The 17,785-nt window shown below is 39.1% G+C and carries 19 protein-coding genes; 15 read left to right on the forward strand and 4 right to left on the reverse strand.

The window, feature by feature from the left end:
- The first annotated feature begins 16 nt into the window (after positions 1 to 16).
- The 15 genes from ABTP35_RS12835 to ABTP35_RS12905 all read left to right on the forward strand — a co-directional run bounded on the left by ABTP35_RS12835 (position 17) and on the right by ABTP35_RS12905 (position 14,525).
- Positions 17 to 1,072, forward strand: coding sequence for a hypothetical protein (locus tag ABTP35_RS12835; RefSeq protein ID WP_207025778.1), 1,056 nt, complete (start codon positions 17 to 19; stop codon positions 1,070 to 1,072).
- A gap of 1 nt (position 1,073) precedes the next feature.
- On the forward strand, positions 1,074 to 1,781 hold the full coding sequence (locus ABTP35_RS12840; protein WP_207025779.1) for a hypothetical protein: 708 nt from the start codon (positions 1,074 to 1,076) through the stop codon (positions 1,779 to 1,781).
- A complete protein-coding gene (locus ABTP35_RS12845) occupies positions 1,771 to 2,550 on the forward strand; it encodes a PRTRC system ThiF family protein (RefSeq protein WP_207025780.1) in 780 nt (259 codons plus the stop codon). The genes ABTP35_RS12840 and ABTP35_RS12845 overlap by 11 nt, the downstream gene beginning before the upstream one ends.
- Positions 2,551 to 2,556: 6 nt before the next feature.
- Positions 2,557 to 2,853 carry a hypothetical protein gene (locus ABTP35_RS12850; protein WP_207025781.1) on the forward strand — a complete coding sequence of 99 codons (297 nt, stop codon included), beginning with the start codon at positions 2,557 to 2,559 and terminating at the stop codon, positions 2,851 to 2,853.
- Between the two features lie 101 nt (positions 2,854 to 2,954).
- Complete coding sequence (locus tag ABTP35_RS12855) at positions 2,955 to 3,185, forward strand: hypothetical protein (RefSeq protein WP_207025782.1); 231 nt, start codon at positions 2,955 to 2,957, stop codon at positions 3,183 to 3,185.
- Between the two features lie 394 nt (positions 3,186 to 3,579).
- Positions 3,580 to 4,344 carry a hypothetical protein gene (locus tag ABTP35_RS12860; RefSeq protein WP_207025784.1) on the forward strand — a complete coding sequence of 255 codons (765 nt, stop codon included), beginning with the start codon at positions 3,580 to 3,582 and terminating at the stop codon, positions 4,342 to 4,344.
- Positions 4,341 to 4,826 carry a hypothetical protein gene (locus ABTP35_RS12865; RefSeq protein WP_207025786.1) on the forward strand — a complete coding sequence of 162 codons (486 nt, stop codon included), beginning with the start codon at positions 4,341 to 4,343 and terminating at the stop codon, positions 4,824 to 4,826. The genes ABTP35_RS12860 and ABTP35_RS12865 overlap by 4 nt, the downstream gene beginning before the upstream one ends.
- Positions 4,827 to 5,100: 274 nt before the next feature.
- The gene (dndC, locus tag ABTP35_RS12870; protein WP_207025787.1) at positions 5,101 to 6,420 is read left to right on the forward strand and encodes a DNA phosphorothioation system sulfurtransferase DndC; all 1,320 of its coding nucleotides are present in this window, start codon (positions 5,101 to 5,103) and stop codon (positions 6,418 to 6,420) included.
- Complete coding sequence (dndD, locus tag ABTP35_RS12875) at positions 6,421 to 8,550, forward strand: DNA sulfur modification protein DndD (protein WP_207025789.1); 2,130 nt, start codon at positions 6,421 to 6,423, stop codon at positions 8,548 to 8,550.
- Positions 8,534 to 10,123, forward strand: a complete 1,590-nt coding sequence (locus tag ABTP35_RS12880) for a DndE family protein (protein WP_207025792.1) — start codon at positions 8,534 to 8,536, stop codon at positions 10,121 to 10,123. The genes dndD and ABTP35_RS12880 overlap by 17 nt, the downstream gene beginning before the upstream one ends.
- A 10-nt stretch (positions 10,124 to 10,133) precedes the next feature.
- Positions 10,134 to 11,480: an ATP-binding protein gene (locus tag ABTP35_RS12885; RefSeq protein ID WP_207025795.1), complete on the forward strand. Its 1,347-nt coding sequence runs from the start codon at positions 10,134 to 10,136 to the stop codon at positions 11,478 to 11,480.
- Positions 11,481 to 11,485: 5 nt separating this feature from the next.
- Positions 11,486 to 12,418, forward strand: a complete 933-nt coding sequence (locus ABTP35_RS12890) for an O-methyltransferase (protein ID WP_207025797.1) — start codon at positions 11,486 to 11,488, stop codon at positions 12,416 to 12,418.
- A gap of 442 nt (positions 12,419 to 12,860) precedes the next feature.
- Entirely contained in the window at positions 12,861 to 13,208 is a 348-nt protein-coding gene (mobC, locus tag ABTP35_RS12895; RefSeq protein ID WP_207025805.1) for a plasmid mobilization relaxosome protein MobC, read from the forward strand.
- Positions 13,198 to 14,247, forward strand: coding sequence for a relaxase/mobilization nuclease domain-containing protein (locus ABTP35_RS12900; protein WP_207025808.1), 1,050 nt, complete (start codon positions 13,198 to 13,200; stop codon positions 14,245 to 14,247). Before mobC ends, ABTP35_RS12900 begins: the two co-directional genes overlap by 11 nt.
- Before the next feature lie 26 nt (positions 14,248 to 14,273).
- Complete coding sequence (locus tag ABTP35_RS12905) at positions 14,274 to 14,525, forward strand: hypothetical protein (RefSeq protein ID WP_036383578.1); 252 nt, start codon at positions 14,274 to 14,276, stop codon at positions 14,523 to 14,525.
- A gap of 19 nt (positions 14,526 to 14,544) precedes the next feature.
- Here ABTP35_RS12905 and ABTP35_RS12910 read toward each other — a convergent pair whose 3' ends face one another.
- The 4 genes from ABTP35_RS12910 to ABTP35_RS12925 all read right to left on the reverse strand — a co-directional run bounded on the left by ABTP35_RS12910 (position 14,545) and on the right by ABTP35_RS12925 (position 17,779).
- Positions 14,545 to 15,735, reverse strand: a complete 1,191-nt coding sequence (locus ABTP35_RS12910; protein ID WP_036383580.1) for a site-specific integrase — start codon at positions 15,733 to 15,735, stop codon at positions 14,545 to 14,547.
- Positions 15,736 to 15,851: 116 nt separating this feature from the next.
- The gene (locus ABTP35_RS12915) at positions 15,852 to 16,562 is read right to left on the reverse strand and encodes a YebC/PmpR family DNA-binding transcriptional regulator (RefSeq protein WP_375334245.1); all 711 of its coding nucleotides are present in this window, start codon (positions 16,560 to 16,562) and stop codon (positions 15,852 to 15,854) included.
- Positions 16,563 to 16,633: 71 nt separating this feature from the next.
- Positions 16,634 to 16,915 (reverse strand): 4a-hydroxytetrahydrobiopterin dehydratase, encoded by a 282-nt coding sequence (locus tag ABTP35_RS12920; protein WP_224834858.1) that lies wholly within the window; start codon positions 16,913 to 16,915, stop codon positions 16,634 to 16,636.
- A 45-nt stretch (positions 16,916 to 16,960) separates the two neighbouring features.
- Entirely contained in the window at positions 16,961 to 17,779 is an 819-nt protein-coding gene (locus ABTP35_RS12925) for a sugar nucleotide-binding protein (RefSeq protein ID WP_224834857.1), read from the reverse strand.
- Positions 17,780 to 17,785: the final 6 nt, after the last annotated feature.

The following is a 17,785-nucleotide window of genomic DNA, read 5'->3' on the forward strand; positions in this document are numbered from 1 at the left end:
TTTTAAACAAGGGAAAATGTACAACACCATCAAAGACCATCACCTCACGGGAACTCACGGAGTTTCACAACGACCTGTTCAGGGCGTTCCAACAGGACAGCCACCGTACAGGGACAAGGCGGATGAAGGCATTGTCAAAAAGAACGGACTGCTTCCTGACGTGAATGTATGGCCCATTGCCATGAACGATATATCGGAAAAGTATTCAGGGGACGGACTTCGCCAATTGGCAGGGCTGATGGTGGAGGTTACCCGAAAGTTCACGGGGAGCATCAATTCTTGGAGGTTCGATGAAAGGGACAGTCTGCAAGACCTTATTCTCAGATGTGCGAACAGGCTCAGGGACAGGGCAAGGGTCGATCTTATCGATGTATGTCGCAATTGCGATGGGGAGTTGGAACTTGACCTGAAACGGTACATAGGGAACAAGGGCAATATCTACTGTATCAACCTAAAGCCATTGTACGGGATGAAGCGCAAGAACAGAAAATTGTTCGATATACTCCTATCCTTTATCAAGGGACTTCCCTTTGATTCGATCTTTGATACGTGCGAGGACAGGATCGATTGGATATGGACTTTTTTGATCGAGGAAATGGAATATTGCAGGGAAGCCCACAATGAGGATTATGGGGAGAGATTGAAAGGTTCAGTTGATTTCCTGAGTCGCTACGAAAGGAAATACAACGACTTTCAAGTAAGGGACTGGAAATCCAGATTGGAAAGCTACAGACCCAAAAGGGAGGTGTACAAGAAACTAAAGGAACTCCTTTTGGCCTCGGAAAGATTGGATTTTCAGGTGGTACAACGGATCTCCGTCCGTGATGGATATGAGAGCATGGTCGATTTTTACCATACGTTCTTGATAACCGATGATGACGAGAGCGAATTTACCCGATCGTACATCAATATGCTCAATGATTGCTCCAACGAGTACGACCTGCTCTCCACCTATGCCCATGCGACTGTTAGCAATGATGGGATGGGGGCATTTGAGGAAGGACTGGAGGAAAAACTGAAGGAAGTGGAAAACTTTATTTGTGAACTGAACGAACTGATAGAACGGATTTGATATGGAAAAGATCATGGAATTGGACATGGACGATCATTTGGTGCCGAGATTTGCATTGATAGGCTATGCCAGTACACCAAGTCATTACAATACGGAGCATTATTTTGCCTACCATAGGATAGTTGGGGAATGTCTTACAGCGGGGATGCCCTTGACCAAGGATACCGCACGGAACCTCTTCAGGTGCTTGGAAGGGGAATTGATAAAATTTTCCTTTAAGGGATTGTTGCCCAAGAATCTGGTACACATTGATTTCAAGGGGGAACTCCATTTGATATGGATCGTCCATCCAAAACGGCACACCCTGTATTTTGATGAAAGGATGGGCATTCCGATAGGACAGTACCCCCTCCCCAAACTGGTCTTTTCGTTGAAAGGGAACACTCTGAACGTATTCGCCCTAAAGCGGAGCGATGTCCTTGACGGAGATACAGGGTTATACCATGCCCCCTTGCCCAATGTCAATGCACGGGGCAGGGTCTGCATGGGCAATGTTTCCATGGACTATAACGGGTTCGAGCATTATGAGGACATCATGGGGTTTATGGAAAAACAGTTCTTTTCCTCGGTTTTCACGGAAACCCACCATAACGACCTGATCAAGGGAAACCTTGTAGAAAGGATGAAAAATCTCAATGGAAAGCAGCGTTTCGACGATGCCCTACTCATTGCGAACAACATGACCATAAAACAACTCTATGAAAGATAGGATACATATCGCCCCCAATTATTTCTTCAACCCCACACACCCGATCACGATCTCGTTGATAGGGGTAGGTGGAAATGGTTCGCTATTCCTTGCGAGATTGGCGAGATTGGATTATGCCCTTCGCCAAACGGGACATCCCGGATTGCACGTCAGGGCATTTGATGGGGATATTGTCGAACCCATGAACATCGGTAGGCAATTGTTCACCCCACATGACCTTGGACAGAACAAGGTAGTCAATGCCCTGACCAAGATCAACCGTGCCTTTGGATTACAATGGGAAGGAATACCGATGAATGCCATGACCTTTGGTGATGACATCAGATCGAACATCATCGTGACCTGTGTGGACAATGCCAAATACAGGACGGCACTTTCTTTGGCTTTGAGGCACCCCCATAGGGGTTCTGAACATAGGACAATGTTCTACTGGCTCGACATGGGCAATAGCAGGGACACGGGGCAGTTCGTTCTTGGTAGCTTGTTCGAGGAAGATAGAAAATTGGGCGATGGTTCTTTGGAGTGCGTAAGCAGACTGAAGAAGATAACCGACCTTTTCCCGAATTTGGAAGATCACGATACCGAATCCCAACAGGGAAGGGGATGTGCCTATGCCGATCGGTTGATGGAACAGTCCCTTTATATCAACGATGTCTTGGTGGCTCAAGCATCGGACTGCCTGTTCAGGTTGTTGTCGCATAGACAATTATCCGTCCACGGGGGATTTGTGAACCTCAAAAGCGGGACGGTCAACCCTGTGAAAGTCTAGGAGAACATGAAGGATAATAAAAAAGTGTTCATAAAGGCATCCAATTATTGGGTGATCCATGATCTTGCCCTGTTGGGAAACTGGAACAGGGTACAAGGAACAAAATTACAGGCACTTTATCATCTTGTACAGTGCAGGGGCAAGGTCTTGGAGGGCCCAAATGACAGTAGGTATAAAGGTATAAAGGTACTGGAATACGGAGACGGGTGCTACATCGGCTTTATCCGTACCGCTTACAAAGCGGACACTTTTTTCCCCTGTAAACTCCATGTGGTAAGCCTACAGGAATTGGTGAAAAAATGAACGGAAAAAGACTCGGTATCGAAGTTTTCCAATCGGTCATTTATAGGGTTTTTGCGGGCCGATTTTTCACATAACTGAAATCGAACTTAAAATCAAAGAATATGATATTTTCGGAACTTTATAACGATCTTCCCTTGGTGGGTTTTCTTTGGGTGGTTCTATACACTTATTTGGGGATCCTACGCATCAAGCGATTGTTGAGGTTGCCATTCTTATTGGTGATCATCCTAATAGGGCTTATCCCAGGCATCTGGTTTGTACTTCCCATATTTGCCATTTTTGAACTGACCATGCAGATTATGAGGGCGCTTATTTATTTCAGGTTGATCTGAACCTTCATTTAAAGGCACTACCCTTGCGACCTTTCTTTTTCTCCCTTTCCATTGTTAGGGCATCCCCTATGCCCAAAGATTTATCAATGGCCTGCTATGAATTCTTGCCGACAAAAAGGTCAACATTGGTCTTTTTGCCGCTAAATTAATTGTCTTTGTTTGAAAAAATAATGTCCAAGATTGATTTTTAGATTAAGTATTATGTATTTTGAGAACAGTTTGAACAAAACCAAGGGTTTGGTCGATTTGATGAAAACATATTTGTGCTTCCGTAGAGGATTAAGGTAAATCTATCATCCAATTGGAAAGTTGCAAACCGTAAGGAACAATTGTGGTTTTGAAAACCGTTTAAAAACTACTGTTTTTATGTATGGAACCACACTAAAGTATTCATATGGCAGAAATTGCTTACGACATATTGAATTTTGATAAGCCTATTGGCGAAAAGTCTTTTCGGGACACGTTAAATGAGCTTGGGGGCAAAGACTCCAACACCTTAAAGACAGTCCTATCCGAAGAGCAGTTGAACTCACTTGTGGCAATCTTATTCGCTTATGGCCTCCACTATGATGAATTGGTGGAGGAGAAACGCCAACGTTTTTTAAATACCCTCATAGAGGAAAGGCTCCCGTTGTTTCAAGTGTCCCAAACATTCGTTGGACACCTATTGAACAATTTGGACCAAGGATCCAAGGCCGAGCTCCAACAGCTACTTCAAATGGAACACAACCTTGAGAAAATTCTTTCCAATGAAAGGTTATTGGATTTTGTAGAAATGGAACTGCTGGACCCGACCACCTCTTACCGAAAATGGGAATACGGACGTTACTTGATGGCATATATGGGTCAAAATGCTTTTGGTCACATCAAGTGGGATAAAATTGCAGATAAAAAGGATTTTCTTCAAAAATTGGGAGAGCAATTGGACAAACTGAATGAAAAGTTGGATCCCCAGGAAAAATTGTTTCTGCAAATGATGGTCCGGGGAATGTTAGAGCCCCAGAAGATTAATATAGCAGAATTTCTTTTCGTAGGTTCTTATGCTCAGGAAAATATGATGAGGCTTTCGGTAAGGATACAGGAACATTCAAAGATATTGAAAAGTGCTATCCAAAAGGAAATATCAAGACAAAAAGGCAAGGAAGGGCCAAATTTATGATTGATTCGGATGGATTGCTCAGACATCTCCAAAAATTGGGAGAAGAGGAGACCTCCTTGATCGGGCGCAAGCAATATACTCAATCCCAAATCAGGATAGCCGAAAGAATTGTCCAAGACCTACGAGATGACTTGGAAAAGGCTTCAATAAAACCCAAACTATCCCGTAGAAGGGCATTCATTGTCATATTAGAAGAACTATATTATGACGTACTTGAGTATCCAAGTGAACTTACCCTTGAGAATATCCATAGAAGGGCTTCACTACGATTTGAATATATGAACCGCAATATTAAAGCATTTACAACTCCGACAGAAATCCATCCCAAAAATCCATGCAAGTATTATGAGGACAATGGCCACGGAAAGGCGAGATATAGGGTTGCATTGGAACATTTGGTCGAGAGATTCGATACATATTTTCAAGAACCCAATGCCGAAGCTTCACTACGGTTTATTTACAGGGAAATAAAGCTTTGCTAATAACAGTTATAATATTATCTCTTCAGCTACCGAAATTTTCATTTCGACCGTGTTGCGATTTAAAAATTCATTGGTCATTTTAAAAGCAGTAATAAATAACGTATTTTTCAGCAATATTCCCCTCCCCAATCGAACTTGGTCAAAAACTGGTTTCGCAAAACGACTCTTTCGAGCTTTCATTCAATTTGCGATGCATACGTTATGCTCTGACGAATGGGTAAGAAAAACCAACAAAAACCTTTAATTTGTATAAAAATATTTTTTGATAATGAAGATGAGTTCAAGAATTGAACATATAATCAATGAAATAACCGATCAATACCTTTTGGATGACGGTGCCATACCATGGATAATCGGCTTTAGTGGCGGTAAGGATTCCACAGTACTGCTGCAATTGGTATGGACAGCTTTGAAAAACCTTGGTGATATCAATGGAATATCCCCCCGTGATGTTTACGTAGTTTGTAATGATACTATGGTTGAAAATCCCATTATATCAAACTATGTGGACAAAGTTCTCGATAAAATCCAAGAGACAGCAGTCAGAGATGGATTGAATATCCAAGTCCAAAAAACTACACCGAGGCTTGAAGATTCCTTTTGGTTGAACATTATTGGAAAGGGATACCCAGTGCCAAACAATGCTTTTAGGTGGTGCACGGAGAAACTGAAAATCAAGCCTACTTCCCGTTTTGTGGTCGATCAAATCGATGAAAAAGGGAAGGCAATTGTGTTGGTCGGGACACGTTCGGATGAGAGCCAGAATAGGGCACGAATGATCAAAAAGCATGAGATAAGGGGAAAGCGATTGTCCAAACATTCCAATCTTAGAAATGCATTTATTTATTCTCCAATCAAAAATTTATTGTTGGAAGAGATATGGTACATTATCAATACCATGCCATCACCTTGGGGTGCCAGTAATGATGAACTTTTTCAAATCTATTCGGATGCAAGTTCGGACGATTATGAATGTCCAACAATGGTTTCCAATAAAAATCATTCTTCTTGTGGAAACAGTAGGTTTGGGTGTTGGACCTGCACGGTGGTCAAAAAGGATAAATCCATGTCCTCGTTAGTAGACAATGGCTTTAATTGGCTAGCACCATTACTTGAATTCAGGAACGAGCTCATGGAAGGAAGGAACATTCCTAAAAATAGATCTACCAAGCGGAGAAATGGAACTGATGCCAAGAACGGCATGGGAACCTATAAAGCTAAATATAGGGCTGAAATTTTGGAAAGACTTTTAGAGACCCAAAAGACCATTCAAGAAACCTATCCTGAAATTGAACTTATAACAAATCAGGAAATGGTGGCGATCCAAGTTACTTGGTACAGGGACTTTATCTTCAAATATAAAGTGGCCCACATATACAACAATGTTTACTCAAAAGAGCTGGATATGAACAAACAGGATGAAAATTTCAGAAAAGAGGAAGAGCTTCTAAAGGAAGTATGCGAGAATGATGAACAGTTTAGCCTTATCCAAGATCATCTTGCCTTATCCAAGAATAAGGCGCTTTTAACAAAAAAGCGAGGATTGAAAGAGGATCTTGAAAGGAGGATAAAAAAAATGATCGATAAAAAATAGATGTACATAAAGGAAATAGAGCTCCGTAACTTCCGCATATATAAGGGAGTCAACAACATTTCACTTATTCCAGATAAGGAAAAGAACCTGATCGTGATAAGTGGAAAAAATGGTTTTGGTAAAACCACCTTTTTAATGTCCCTTGTTTGGTGTCTATACGGAAGACAAATGGAAAAGGTGGATGACCTTTATAAAAAGGAAATTTGGGATAAAGGTGGATATGGTAAATTCATAGGGAATAGTCTCAACCACATAGCTCGTGAGAACGGGGAATCGACCTTTTCCGTTGCCGTTACATTCACGGAGGTTAAAATACCGGACATTACCTGTAATGAAGTAAAGGTAATCCGTTCCTATAACACTGAAACAGGTACAGCAGAAAACCTAAAAATTCTTATTGATGGGCACCCAAACCAGATAACGGATGACCTTTCCACCCAAAATCAGGATGGTGGGGAAATATTTGTTAGAGAGTTCATACTGCCAATTGAAATTGCAAAGTTTTTCTTTTTTGATGCTGAAAAAATTGTCTCGTTGGCAGAAGTGAACGGCAAAGAGCAGAGAAAGGCACTTGGCACCGCATATTCAGAGGTCTTGGGGATTCACAAGTATGAAGCACTTAGGACCCAGTTGGAGAACCTTCAGGACGAATACCGCAAGGAATCCGCAAAACCAAAAGACAGAAAGGACTTTGTTGATATTGAAGCTGCCCTGGAGAAAATTGAAATCGATATTGAGAATGTTGAGAAAGAGATTGATGATGCCACTCAATTAAAAGTCGAAAAAAAAGCGGAAGCGGATAAGATACAACGGACCCTTATCAAAGAGGGTAACCATATGTCACTGGAAGAAGTAGAGGAATTAAAGGAACAGGAATCCAAATTGGATACGGTTATCCAAGATTTAAGAATCCAATTAAAGGATTATTATGAAATCATTCCCTTTGGCCTTGCAGGAGATACTTTATTCAACATGGCCATTCAATTGGAAAATGAGCGAATAATAAAGGAAAGCGAAAATTCTCAATCCAATGCTAAAGAAAAAACCAGACTGTTTCTTAATGAACTTGAAACCTTGCGTTCCCAAACCGATATAATAGTGGATGTTGGTGTTAGGAGATTTTATGAGGAACACATAGAAAAACTTATTGGAAAACACTTCTTTGGGGATAGTGCTTCAATTCCAGATGATTTTACGATACTTCATGATTTCAGTTCTGTTCAGGTCAATGAATTGGATCAATTGATCGATACCCTTCGCTATTCCTTCAAGGAAGAGTTTAGAAAAATATCGAATGGATACCAAAATGCACGGTCGGAAATTGCCAGTATTCAACGTAAACTGAGAAAGGCAGAAAAGGATGCCGATGATGCCTACATTTCCGGCCTTAAGGAACAAAAGAAAAAACTTGATGGTATCATTTCAGGAGCTGAATCGGAAATCGATGTCTTGAATCAAAAGCTTGGAGGGTTGAATAATGACAAAAAGATAGCCCGCCAGCGTCAAGCAGAACTAAGAAAAAAGATTGAGGTTTCGCAAAAGAACCAAGCCGCAAATCAAATTATTGAAAATGAAGTAAAGACCCTTAAAAAATTTATTGCCAGATTTAAGGAAAGAAAAAAAGAATCCTTGGAGGTCAGGATAAAAGAAGGATTGAACCTTTTAATGCATAAAAACGATTTTATTTCCCGTGTAGAAGTTGATATCAGTCTCTCTGGCGAGGACATTGAAATAAGTTTGTACACTAAAATTGGTAGTAAGGAAGTCAAAATCGACAAGGGTTCGCTTTCGATGGGTGAACGTCAAATGTATTCATCAGCCTTGCTCAGTGCGCTTGTGGAAGAGTCAAATATTGACTTTCCAGTTTTCATTGATAGTCCAATGCAAAAATTTGACAGGGAGCACGCCCAGAACATTATCAAGCATTTTTATCCAAAAGTATCAAAACAGGTGATTCTTTTCCCTTTGATACATAAAGAGTTAACATCTGAGGAATATGACCTTCTCATAAAGAACGTCAGCAATACGTACATCATAAAGAACACTCCTTCCATAGGTTCTGAATTTCTTGAAGTTGAACCCAAAAAATTGATCTCAAAATACAACGAGTTATATGTGGCATCAAATTAACATACATACCTCCGGCAAAAACAAGGAGGTTGTCCAAAAATTGACCCGTAAATTACCTACAGGCACAAAGGAGAATGTGATTGCTCGATTAGCTTTGGGATATTCCCTGCAAACAGGAAAGAAATTTTCGAAACCCGAGTTCACTGAATATGATTCCAAGGGCAAAGAGTACAAGGACCATATTCTTTTTGATGCCCGTTATCGAGATCTTTCAATAGCCCTTATTTGTCAACATTATGAAGTTTATCGAACACATGAAGATATTCCAAAATATGTTAAATTACATGTGGACCATGGCCTCGAAATGATCAACCAACTTTTTGAGGATAATCCAAATTTTACCTTTTTTGATTTTCTTCAAGAGTATTTGGATAGGGGCATATCCTATCTTGAGGATACGACCGTCAGTAATTCTGCGGTTCGGAATACAAATCAGAACATCGATAAGAGCTATTTTGTTGAACCTATTTTGATAGAAGTAGGCAATCCCATTGATGATGGACAAGATAACCCGATTACAATGGAGTTGAATAATATTACCTTGCGGAGCAATGCCCATATTGCAGTGGCAGGAAAATCCGGATCGGGAAAAACACAGTTTATCCTGTCATTTCTTAATCGATTGCATAAGTCAAGTAACGGACAGGTCAACTATCTTTTTCTTGATTTTAAGGGGCTAAAGCAAGGAGATATTGAGGTGATGCAGCCTTTTTTCACTAGAACCCAATGTGAGTTCATTGATGCACCACACAAACCATTTCCGTTCAACCCATTGAGTTTTATTGATAATATCAATGAGAAGGACAAACTTATGGGAATCAATAAGTTTGTTGATATAATAGCCAAATACTCCAATATTGGAAAGCGACAGGAACAGGAGCTGAAGCATGCGACTAAGGAAGCTTTTCATGACATGACCGGGGGGGAATACCCCACATTGAATCTCATTTATGAAAAGGTGCTCGAAGTTTATGGGGATAAACGTGATACGCTGACGGAAATCTTGGAAGGACTGAGCGAACTTGATATTTTTCAAAAGAACCACTCAAATTCATTTTTGCTAAAAAACCATTATTTCTCCTTAAGTGGGGATTTACCAAATGCGATTAGGTTTACCTCGGTCTTTTTGATTATCAATTATGTATATAACATCTTTATGAATATGGAAAACACTCCTGTTGAAAATAATTACAAGGGGATTCGTTATGCATTGGTAATCGATGAGGCACATGTCATATTCAAGGATAAAAAGGCTCAAAATCTTCTTGATTCCATGCTCAGGGAAATCCGTTCAAAAGGGGTGTCGGTCATTCTTTTGTCCCAAGGTATTTCCGAGTTTACACAGCCTGAAACGGAATTTTCGAGTAACTGTGACAATGCATTTTTACTTGACATCAATGATAAGGGTAACTCGAAGGCCATAAGCAAGTTTTTGGGATTAAGTGATCGGGAAGGAATCAAGGCGGCTAGGAGTATTGAGAAGATTGAGACTGGAATGGCCATTTCAAATATTGGAGAGTTTGAAAAAGGTTCATTGTTTACATTAAATCAAATTCATAAGGATGAAATCTAACTGCAAATAAATGGACAATCAAATAAATGGGAATCCCACAAAAACTTTTTTTATCGAGATGATAACCCGTGACATTTCAATAAAAGATGCAATACTTGATTTATTGGATAATTCAATTGATGGTGCGAATGCAATAAATCCTAATGACTATACAGGTCTTTATATTGATATTACGGTCAGTAATGACGGGTTTAAGGTAAAGGATAATTGTGGGGGTTTCACATTAGAAACAGCAAAAAAATATGCTTTTCGATTTGGTCGTCCAGATGAAATGGTTCATAATGCCGGATCAATTGGTCGTTTTGGAGTAGGAATGAAAAGAGCGCTTTTCAAGATGGGTATGAACTTTGAAGTTGAGTCCAAAACAGATAATGATCACTTCCAAATCGATGTCGATGTTTCCCAATGGAAAAATAAGAAAAAGACAGTAACATTGGATAATGATGATGAAGAACAAATAGAAATCGATGATTGGAATTTTGAATATCAATTAATTAGTTTAGAAACGGTTAATCTTGAAGAAAACGGAACATATATAGCTGTTTCAAATTTAAAAAAAGAGGTTTCGGCAATATTTTCAGACCCCGAATTTTTAGTGGAATTGGAGAATGATATAGAGCGGTTTCTCAATTTTAGCTTAGAAAAAGGTCTTATCATAAGGTTAAATGGAAAGGAGCTTAAAAAAAGAGGGGTTGTCCTATTTAATGAGCAGTCAAAGCCCTATATGTATGAAGGGATAATTGATGGGGTGACTGTTAGAATTAGCGCAGGATTGAGTCATGTTGGCGAACCTAAAGCATCCGGATGGTATATATATTGCAATGACAGATTGGTTGTTGAAGAGAATAAATATGAAGAAACAGGTTGGGGAACCTCCAATATTCCCAAGTGGCATCCAGATTATGTGATGTTCAAGGGAGTTGTTTTCCTTGATTCAGAAGATACAATAAAACTACCCTTAACAACTACAAAAAAGGGTATCGATACCACATCCGAACTTTATAAAAAAGTACTTTTTTTTATGAGGGAAGCAATGAGTTCGGTATTGGGTTTCCTAAAAGAAGTTAGAAAGCTGGGAAGTGAAGCCAATGATTACAGAAAGATGTTAGGCGAACAAGAAGCCAATATTACTGTGGCAGTACTCAAAACCGCAAATATAGATGAGGAAAGGCTGTTTATTTCTCCAGAAATCGATTTAGATACAATTGCAGATAAAAAAAGCCATGTTCGGATAGCCTATAATGTAGATAGGGAGCTGGCTTCCAAAGCCAAACAACATTCTGAATGCTCGAGTTTTAAGCAATTGGGAGAATATACTTTTGAATATTACCTAAAAATGGAAGAATTAACCAATTAGGAGATATGAATAGTCCAAAAAAGTTAAACTACGAGGTTCGCCCTGTTAAGTTTACTGAAAGAAAAATGATGTTGGCAATCCTCCAGCGTGTGTGTGGTTATTTTGGGAATAAATACCAATACATTGGATTCGGGGGGCTTACATTTACCGATTTTAAACTTTTCCATAAGGAACTACATGTTGATGAAATGACGACAATCGAAGCTGGCTCTTTTAGTAAAGAAAAAATAGAATTCAATTCTCCCTACTCATTTATTAAGATATTTATGGAAGGTAGTACCTCGGCTTTAAATAAAATAGACTTAAAGAAAAAGAGCCTAGTTTGGCTTGACTATGATGGGGTATTGGATGATTATATGTTCGATGACATAACCTTGTTGTTCTCAAAACTACCCGAAGGAAGTATTTATGTGATTTCTTGCAATAAAGAACTCAAGTTTTCTGAAACAAATACTGAATATACTACAGAGCAGTTTAAAGAGAAGTTTGGAAGTTTGGTTCCTTTCGATTTGTCAAATGAGGATTTTTCGGGCCTAAATAACCATAAAACTATTAGAAAAATGTTGTTGTCTCACATTCAGAAAGTACTTAAAGAAAGATCTGGGATAGAATCGGAGCTTAACTTTCATCAATTGTTCAATGTAATCTACAGAGAAAACCGAGGAGCTAATATGTTTACATATGGTGGGGTTTTGGGAGGCGACAATTTTAACCCGGAAGAATTAAGTTTAGTTGATTTTGATTTTTTTAATCCTGAGGACAATGCATACAAAATCGAAATGCCAAATTTAACTCGAAAAGAAGTAGAGTTGATAAATAGTAAAATTCACCTTAAAGAAAAAGAATTATTGGAAATGAACGTGATTTCTGAGAATGATTTGGAAAAATACAAAAAGAGCTATAAGTATATGCCTCATTTTTATGACATCAGAGTGTGATTGGAATCTTTTTTAATATTGACCGAGGTTAAAATGAGTTTTATAGAAATACGCTATTATGTGTACTGTCCACTTCTTAACCTAGTACTTGAAAAGAACCTTTTATAGGCTCAGTTGTAGATCTTTAAACAAATTTGAGAGCCTTCATCAAGTATGAAATAGGTTCAAGATTTTGAATTTTAAAACGGTATTCTTTATTCTTCCCTTCCCACAAAAATACATCTTTGTGATTTCGCCCAATCCTTGATTTTCAATTAAGAAAATACATTGGATAGATTTACCGTACATATAACCGTGTACGACAAAACCCTTGCAAGTAATCCATAGGCCATAGGTTTGTGATATAATTAATTGGAGGTCACGAAGCAAGTTGTGTTTTTGCTAACAAAAACCCTGCGCACCTTGTTTGCAGTTTGCCTTGTGATCCGTTAAATCATTTGAAATGGGAAGGCCAAAAAAAGAACTTGGGTTATTAAAAACAATACAGGTCAATGTCAGGATGACTGCTGCTGATCATTCCAAAGTTTCCGTTAATGCAGAAACCATCGGGCTGTCCGTTGCCGAATATATCCGAAGAAAATGTACGGGAAAATCCTTGCCGAATAAAAAGATAACCCCATTGGACAGGAAACTCTTTGTCGACTTGAGCCGGGTGGGAAACAACCTGAACCAACTTGCCAGGGTGTCAAACTCAGGTATCCGTGACCCGTTCAATATCATTAAACAATTGGAGGAGGTAAAAATGCTGTTGCAACAGCTCAAATCAAGTATAGCGAACAATGATAGGTAAGATAACCATAGGAAAGGATTTTTACGGTGTTCTTGCCTACAATGAAAAAAAGGTAAGCGAAGGTGTAGGGTATGTAATCGATTCCAATATCGGACAATCCACAGCGGTGAATATGACACAGGAATTCAATTTGATCAGGCAATTGCGGCCAGGATTGGGCAATGCGGTCCTCCATGTTTCCTTGAACCTGCCCTACTCAGATCAATTAAACGATAAGGAGTTTGCTTCATTCGGATGCGACTATCTAATGAAGATGGGTTTCGATAACAACCAGTTCATTATGTACCGTCATAAGGACACGGAACACGAACACATCCATATAGTGGCCAATAGGGTCAGGTATTCGGGTAGGATAACGAGTGACAGTAACATTAAAAGAAGAAGCCGGGAAGTGCTCAATGATTTGGAGAGGAAATATGGATTGACTCAAATTTCAACAAAAATTGGTGGAAAAAAATCACTTGATCAAAAGGAAATAGAGAAAACCCTGAGAACAGGCGATGTACCTATCAAACTTGTCCTACAGGAGCGAATTGGTTCGGCAATCTCAAAAGCAATGGACACAACAGAATTTATCAAGTTGCTACAAGAGCAAAATATCTCGCCAAGATTCAACGTAAGCAAAACCACAGGCAGGGTTTCGGGGATATCTTTCAAATATCATGATGTGGTATATAAAGGCAGTACCCTAGGCAAAAAATTCTCATGGAACAGTATTATAAAACAAATCGATTATGAGCAAACAAGAGACCGTTCAGTTATATTATCGGCTAATGGAAAAGAACGAGGAACTGATCAAGCTGACGAAGGAAACGATGAAGGAACAGTCAAGGTTGAACCAAGAAATAATGGGACTGCAAAAGGCACTCGAAATTCTGCTCAACAATCAAAAAGTCATGTGGGGGAAATTAAGGAAAATGGAATAGTCGAGTCTTTAATGGATGAATCGGAATGGAATCCTTTTAAGCTGGAACTTACTGACCATGGTGCCAGAAAAAAGTCTGAAAGAAAGAAGAAAAGAAAGGGATTGAACAAATAAATCGAATCAGAGTGTCGTAAAATTCAATGGGCAATCAAGTAAACATACAACCCCTTAATCTGACCGGTAAGGCGTTTTGCGAAAAGCTTGGTGTATCGTACAATGGCCAGATCATGCAGGCTTTACGGGATCTAGGATTAGTCAGTTTTTTCAAAGTTGGCAAAAAATACCTGTATGCTTATGAAGACATTTATTCGGTCAATCAAAAACTCAGAAAAGGGGAAATATCGATAAGAGTGGACAAAGGGTATTATATCACTATTAATGAAGTAGTTTAAGTATTGCATGAAAAGCACTTCAACCGAACAATCGATTCATTTCCTCTGCTTCTTCCTTATGGTAAAAATCTTTTAAATAATGCTGTGTGGTGGACAATTTGGTATGCCCCAATAGTTTGGAGATCATTAACAGCCCAGTATCTTTTTTTACCGCAAAGTCGGCGAAGGAATGTTTTGCCATATGCATATTTACCCATTTTCCTATTTCTGCTTTTTCACAGGCATTACGCAATGACCGGTTAATAGCATTATTGGCGATATATAATTTGTGTTCTATTTCTTCTGCATTTTTATTGTCCATTCCATAAAGGGGAGGAAAGATAAAAGTATTGTTTCTGCCTTTATAATTTTCTAGTATAGCCACAGCCTTAGGAGTCAAAGGCAAAGTTCTTTTTGCACCGGCTCTAGTTCTGGATTTGCCCATAGTATATACGATTTCATTTCCGGCAATATTTTCCCATTTAAGCTTGCATATATCAGAAAATCTCATGCCAGCTGTATAGAAGGAAAATAGGAACATGTCCCTGGCTTTGATCATCCCTTTGAATCTTACAGGGATTTCCAATTCTGAAAGTTTGGTGATTTCTTCAAAAGTCAATGAGTCTTTTTCAACATTCTCAGTTACTATTGTATAGCCTCTTATGGGATTTTCCTTTATAACACCCATTTTCATTGCTTTATTTAGAACTGCATACATTGACTTGAAATTCGAGGCGACGGTATTAATTTTATTCCCTTTTTCAAGCATCCATTTTTCATAATCCTTGGCGAATTGTACGGAAAGATCGGAGAATGAAACGTAGCTCGAGAATTTTTTTAGTTTTTGGATGTACTTCTGTTGTGTGTTGGCAGTGCGGATTTTACCTTTTAACCTAGCTTCATCGACTATTTGTTGATAGAAGTCCAAAAAAGAACTAGTATCATACTTCTTGTTATTCTTATAAAGAAGGAGCAAGCGTTTGGCCGAAATCCCTTTATTATTGTAATAGATTTGTTGAACAGAGATCAATAAGGATTGGAGATTGGCGTTCAGTTTTTCTTCAAGTGGATGCCTTTTTATTTTTTTCTTTTTGTCGTCCCACTGGTTTTTTAGTACGGATATTCCAGAGTCAATATACTGGACATCCTTTTTAGAAGTCTCAATTTTAAGTCTGATTAATTGGGTACCGTTCTTTTTTAAATAAGAGGAAAGATAATAGTTAAAATTCATTAGTTCGGTATTAGTTCGGAATATGCATAAATATAATGAAATATAAAGGATTATAAACAATAAAAGCCTCTATTGATATAGAGGCTTTTACGTGTATTTAAAGGGTGTGAGCGTATTTATTCCTGCATGGTGTGGTACACGTTCTGTACATCGTCGTCTTCCTCGATTTTTTCCAAAAGCTTTTCCACATCTGCCGCTTCTTCTTCGTTAAGTTCTTTGGTTACTTGCGGAATACGGTCGAATCCGGAGGAAATTATTTCTATCTCGCGCGATTCCAACTCTTTTTGAATGGCTCCAAAGTTTTCGAAAGGTGCATAAATGTGGATACCATCTTCGTCCACAAACACTTCCTCAGCACCAAAATCGATCATTTCGAGTTCCAATTCTTCCGGGTCAAGTCCTTCGGACTTTATGGTAAAGTTACAAGTATGGTCGAACATAAACTCAACAGAGCCAGATGTACCCAAACTTCCGTTACATTTATTAAAATAACTGCGGATATTGGCCACGGTTCTGGTATTGTTGTCGGTTGCGGTCTCGATCAAAATGGCAATGCCATGTGGGGCATACCCTTCAAAAAGCACCTCTTTGTAATCTCCTTGGTTTTTATCGGAAGCTCTTTTGATTGCTCTTTCAATGTTGTCCTTTGGCATGTTTACTGCCTTGGCATTCTGAATTACGGCACGGAGCTTTGCATTGGCATCGGGGTCGGGGCCACCTTCCTTAACGGCCATTACAATATCTTTACCAATTCTGGTAAACGCTTTGGACATGGCTGCCCAACGTTTCATTTTTCGTGCTTTTCTAAACTCGAACGCTCTTCCCATAAAATCTTAAATTCTGGATGAGGGCAAATTTAACAAAAAATGCCCCTTTGTCAAGTTGATTGCTTTCAACTTTATCTTACAATTTTTTCGATGGTTAGGGCCAGGTCAATATCCTTTCGGGTAATTCCGTTCGCATCGTGTGTGCTGAGCTTTATCGTAAGGGAGTTATACACATTTTCCCAGTTGGGATGATGGTTTTTTGCTTCGCATTCAAAAGCAATTCTTGTCATTACGGCAAAAGCCTCTTTAAAATCGGTAAAAGTGAATGCTTTTGTGATCGTTCCATTTTCCAAGATCCATCCCGGTAAATCTTTCAAAGCCAGTTCAATTTCGTTTTGGTCCATTGTTTTCATATTCGGATTTTAGAAAAGATAGCGAATAAAACCACCAAAAGAAAACTAGACCGGTAAATGATGATCGATAATCTCTTGGCAACTAATACGAAGATTTTTGGGAAGGATATTCTCTTTGGGCAAGGCCGCCAGATAACGATCTTCGTTAGTGGTGTACACCCTTTTGTAAACAGGGTGGTAATTTCCCAAATGCGCTATAACCTCTTTAATGAATTCCTCGTGCTGGATGAGGTCGTTACTGCCCAAATGGAAGATGCCCGTTTTGTTCCTGTTGATGAGGTAATGGATTTGTTGGGTAAGCCTATCGTCGTTGGTAACATTAATGATCAGGTTCGGAAACACCTCTATGGGCTCTTTGCTGTCCAAATGCTCCTTGAGCTCCTTTATCCTGGGCGAAGTGTTTCCAAAAACCATAGGGACCCTTAGAATTGCCGCTTTTCCTTTGGGCAATCGCATGATCATATTCTCTATTTTGATTTTTAATCGCCCATATACACTTAGGGACAGGGTTTTATCATTTTCATAGGATGGGAATTTACTGTAGGCATCGAATACATTGGCGGAGGAGATAAAATATAGTTTGGCATCAGATTTCACCAAATATTCCATAAGATGCTGATGTGCCTGAATCTGGGCCGGAAAATTACCGCGTAGGGCAGATACTATAACATCGGGGCGTACACGCTCCAGTATCTGAAAAATATCATCTTCCTCGAGGTCATATCTCAAAAACTGTTTATTTGTGGCAAAGGCACTATTGGTGTAATAGGTGCCATAAGTATCAAAATAGGAGCAGAGTTCTTTGTAAATAGCATTGCCTACAAATCCACTCGCTCCTAATATCAATATCTTTTTTTTATCCAAAAGCTG

Origin of the sequence: Flagellimonas alginilytica (genome assembly GCF_042134605.1) — a bacterium.
GTDB lineage: Bacteria > Bacteroidota > Bacteroidia > Flavobacteriales > Flavobacteriaceae > Flagellimonas > Flagellimonas alginolytica.

What these genes read in the sequence shown, in the direction of transcription:
- ABTP35_RS12835 (WP_207025778.1), top strand. Translation starts at nt 17, where the DNA reads ATGTACAACACCATCAAAGACCATCACCTCACGGGAACTCACGGAGTT.
- ABTP35_RS12840 (WP_207025779.1), top strand. Translation starts at nt 1,074, where the DNA reads ATGGAAAAGATCATGGAATTGGACATGGACGATCATTTGGTGCCGAGA.
- ABTP35_RS12845 (WP_207025780.1), top strand. Translation starts at nt 1,771, where the DNA reads ATGAAAGATAGGATACATATCGCCCCCAATTATTTCTTCAACCCCACA.
- ABTP35_RS12850 (WP_207025781.1), top strand. Translation starts at nt 2,557, where the DNA reads ATGAAGGATAATAAAAAAGTGTTCATAAAGGCATCCAATTATTGGGTG.
- ABTP35_RS12855 (WP_207025782.1), top strand. Translation starts at nt 2,955, where the DNA reads ATGATATTTTCGGAACTTTATAACGATCTTCCCTTGGTGGGTTTTCTT.
- ABTP35_RS12860 (WP_207025784.1), top strand. Translation starts at nt 3,580, where the DNA reads ATGGCAGAAATTGCTTACGACATATTGAATTTTGATAAGCCTATTGGC.
- ABTP35_RS12865 (WP_207025786.1), top strand. Translation starts at nt 4,341, where the DNA reads ATGATTGATTCGGATGGATTGCTCAGACATCTCCAAAAATTGGGAGAA.
- dndC (WP_207025787.1), top strand. Translation starts at nt 5,101, where the DNA reads ATGAGTTCAAGAATTGAACATATAATCAATGAAATAACCGATCAATAC.
- dndD (WP_207025789.1), top strand. Translation starts at nt 6,421, where the DNA reads ATGTACATAAAGGAAATAGAGCTCCGTAACTTCCGCATATATAAGGGA.
- ABTP35_RS12880 (WP_207025792.1), top strand. Translation starts at nt 8,534, where the DNA reads ATGTGGCATCAAATTAACATACATACCTCCGGCAAAAACAAGGAGGTT.
- ABTP35_RS12885 (WP_207025795.1), top strand. Translation starts at nt 10,134, where the DNA reads ATGGACAATCAAATAAATGGGAATCCCACAAAAACTTTTTTTATCGAG.
- ABTP35_RS12890 (WP_207025797.1), top strand. Translation starts at nt 11,486, where the DNA reads ATGAATAGTCCAAAAAAGTTAAACTACGAGGTTCGCCCTGTTAAGTTT.
- mobC (WP_207025805.1), top strand. Translation starts at nt 12,861, where the DNA reads ATGGGAAGGCCAAAAAAAGAACTTGGGTTATTAAAAACAATACAGGTC.
- ABTP35_RS12900 (WP_207025808.1), top strand. Translation starts at nt 13,198, where the DNA reads ATGATAGGTAAGATAACCATAGGAAAGGATTTTTACGGTGTTCTTGCC.
- ABTP35_RS12905 (WP_036383578.1), top strand. Translation starts at nt 14,274, where the DNA reads ATGGGCAATCAAGTAAACATACAACCCCTTAATCTGACCGGTAAGGCG.
- ABTP35_RS12910 (WP_036383580.1), bottom strand. Translation starts at nt 15,735, where the DNA reads ATGAATTTTAACTATTATCTTTCCTCTTATTTAAAAAAGAACGGTACC.
- ABTP35_RS12915 (WP_375334245.1), bottom strand. Translation starts at nt 16,562, where the DNA reads ATGGGAAGAGCGTTCGAGTTTAGAAAAGCACGAAAAATGAAACGTTGG.
- ABTP35_RS12920 (WP_224834858.1), bottom strand. Translation starts at nt 16,915, where the DNA reads ATGAAAACAATGGACCAAAACGAAATTGAACTGGCTTTGAAAGATTTA.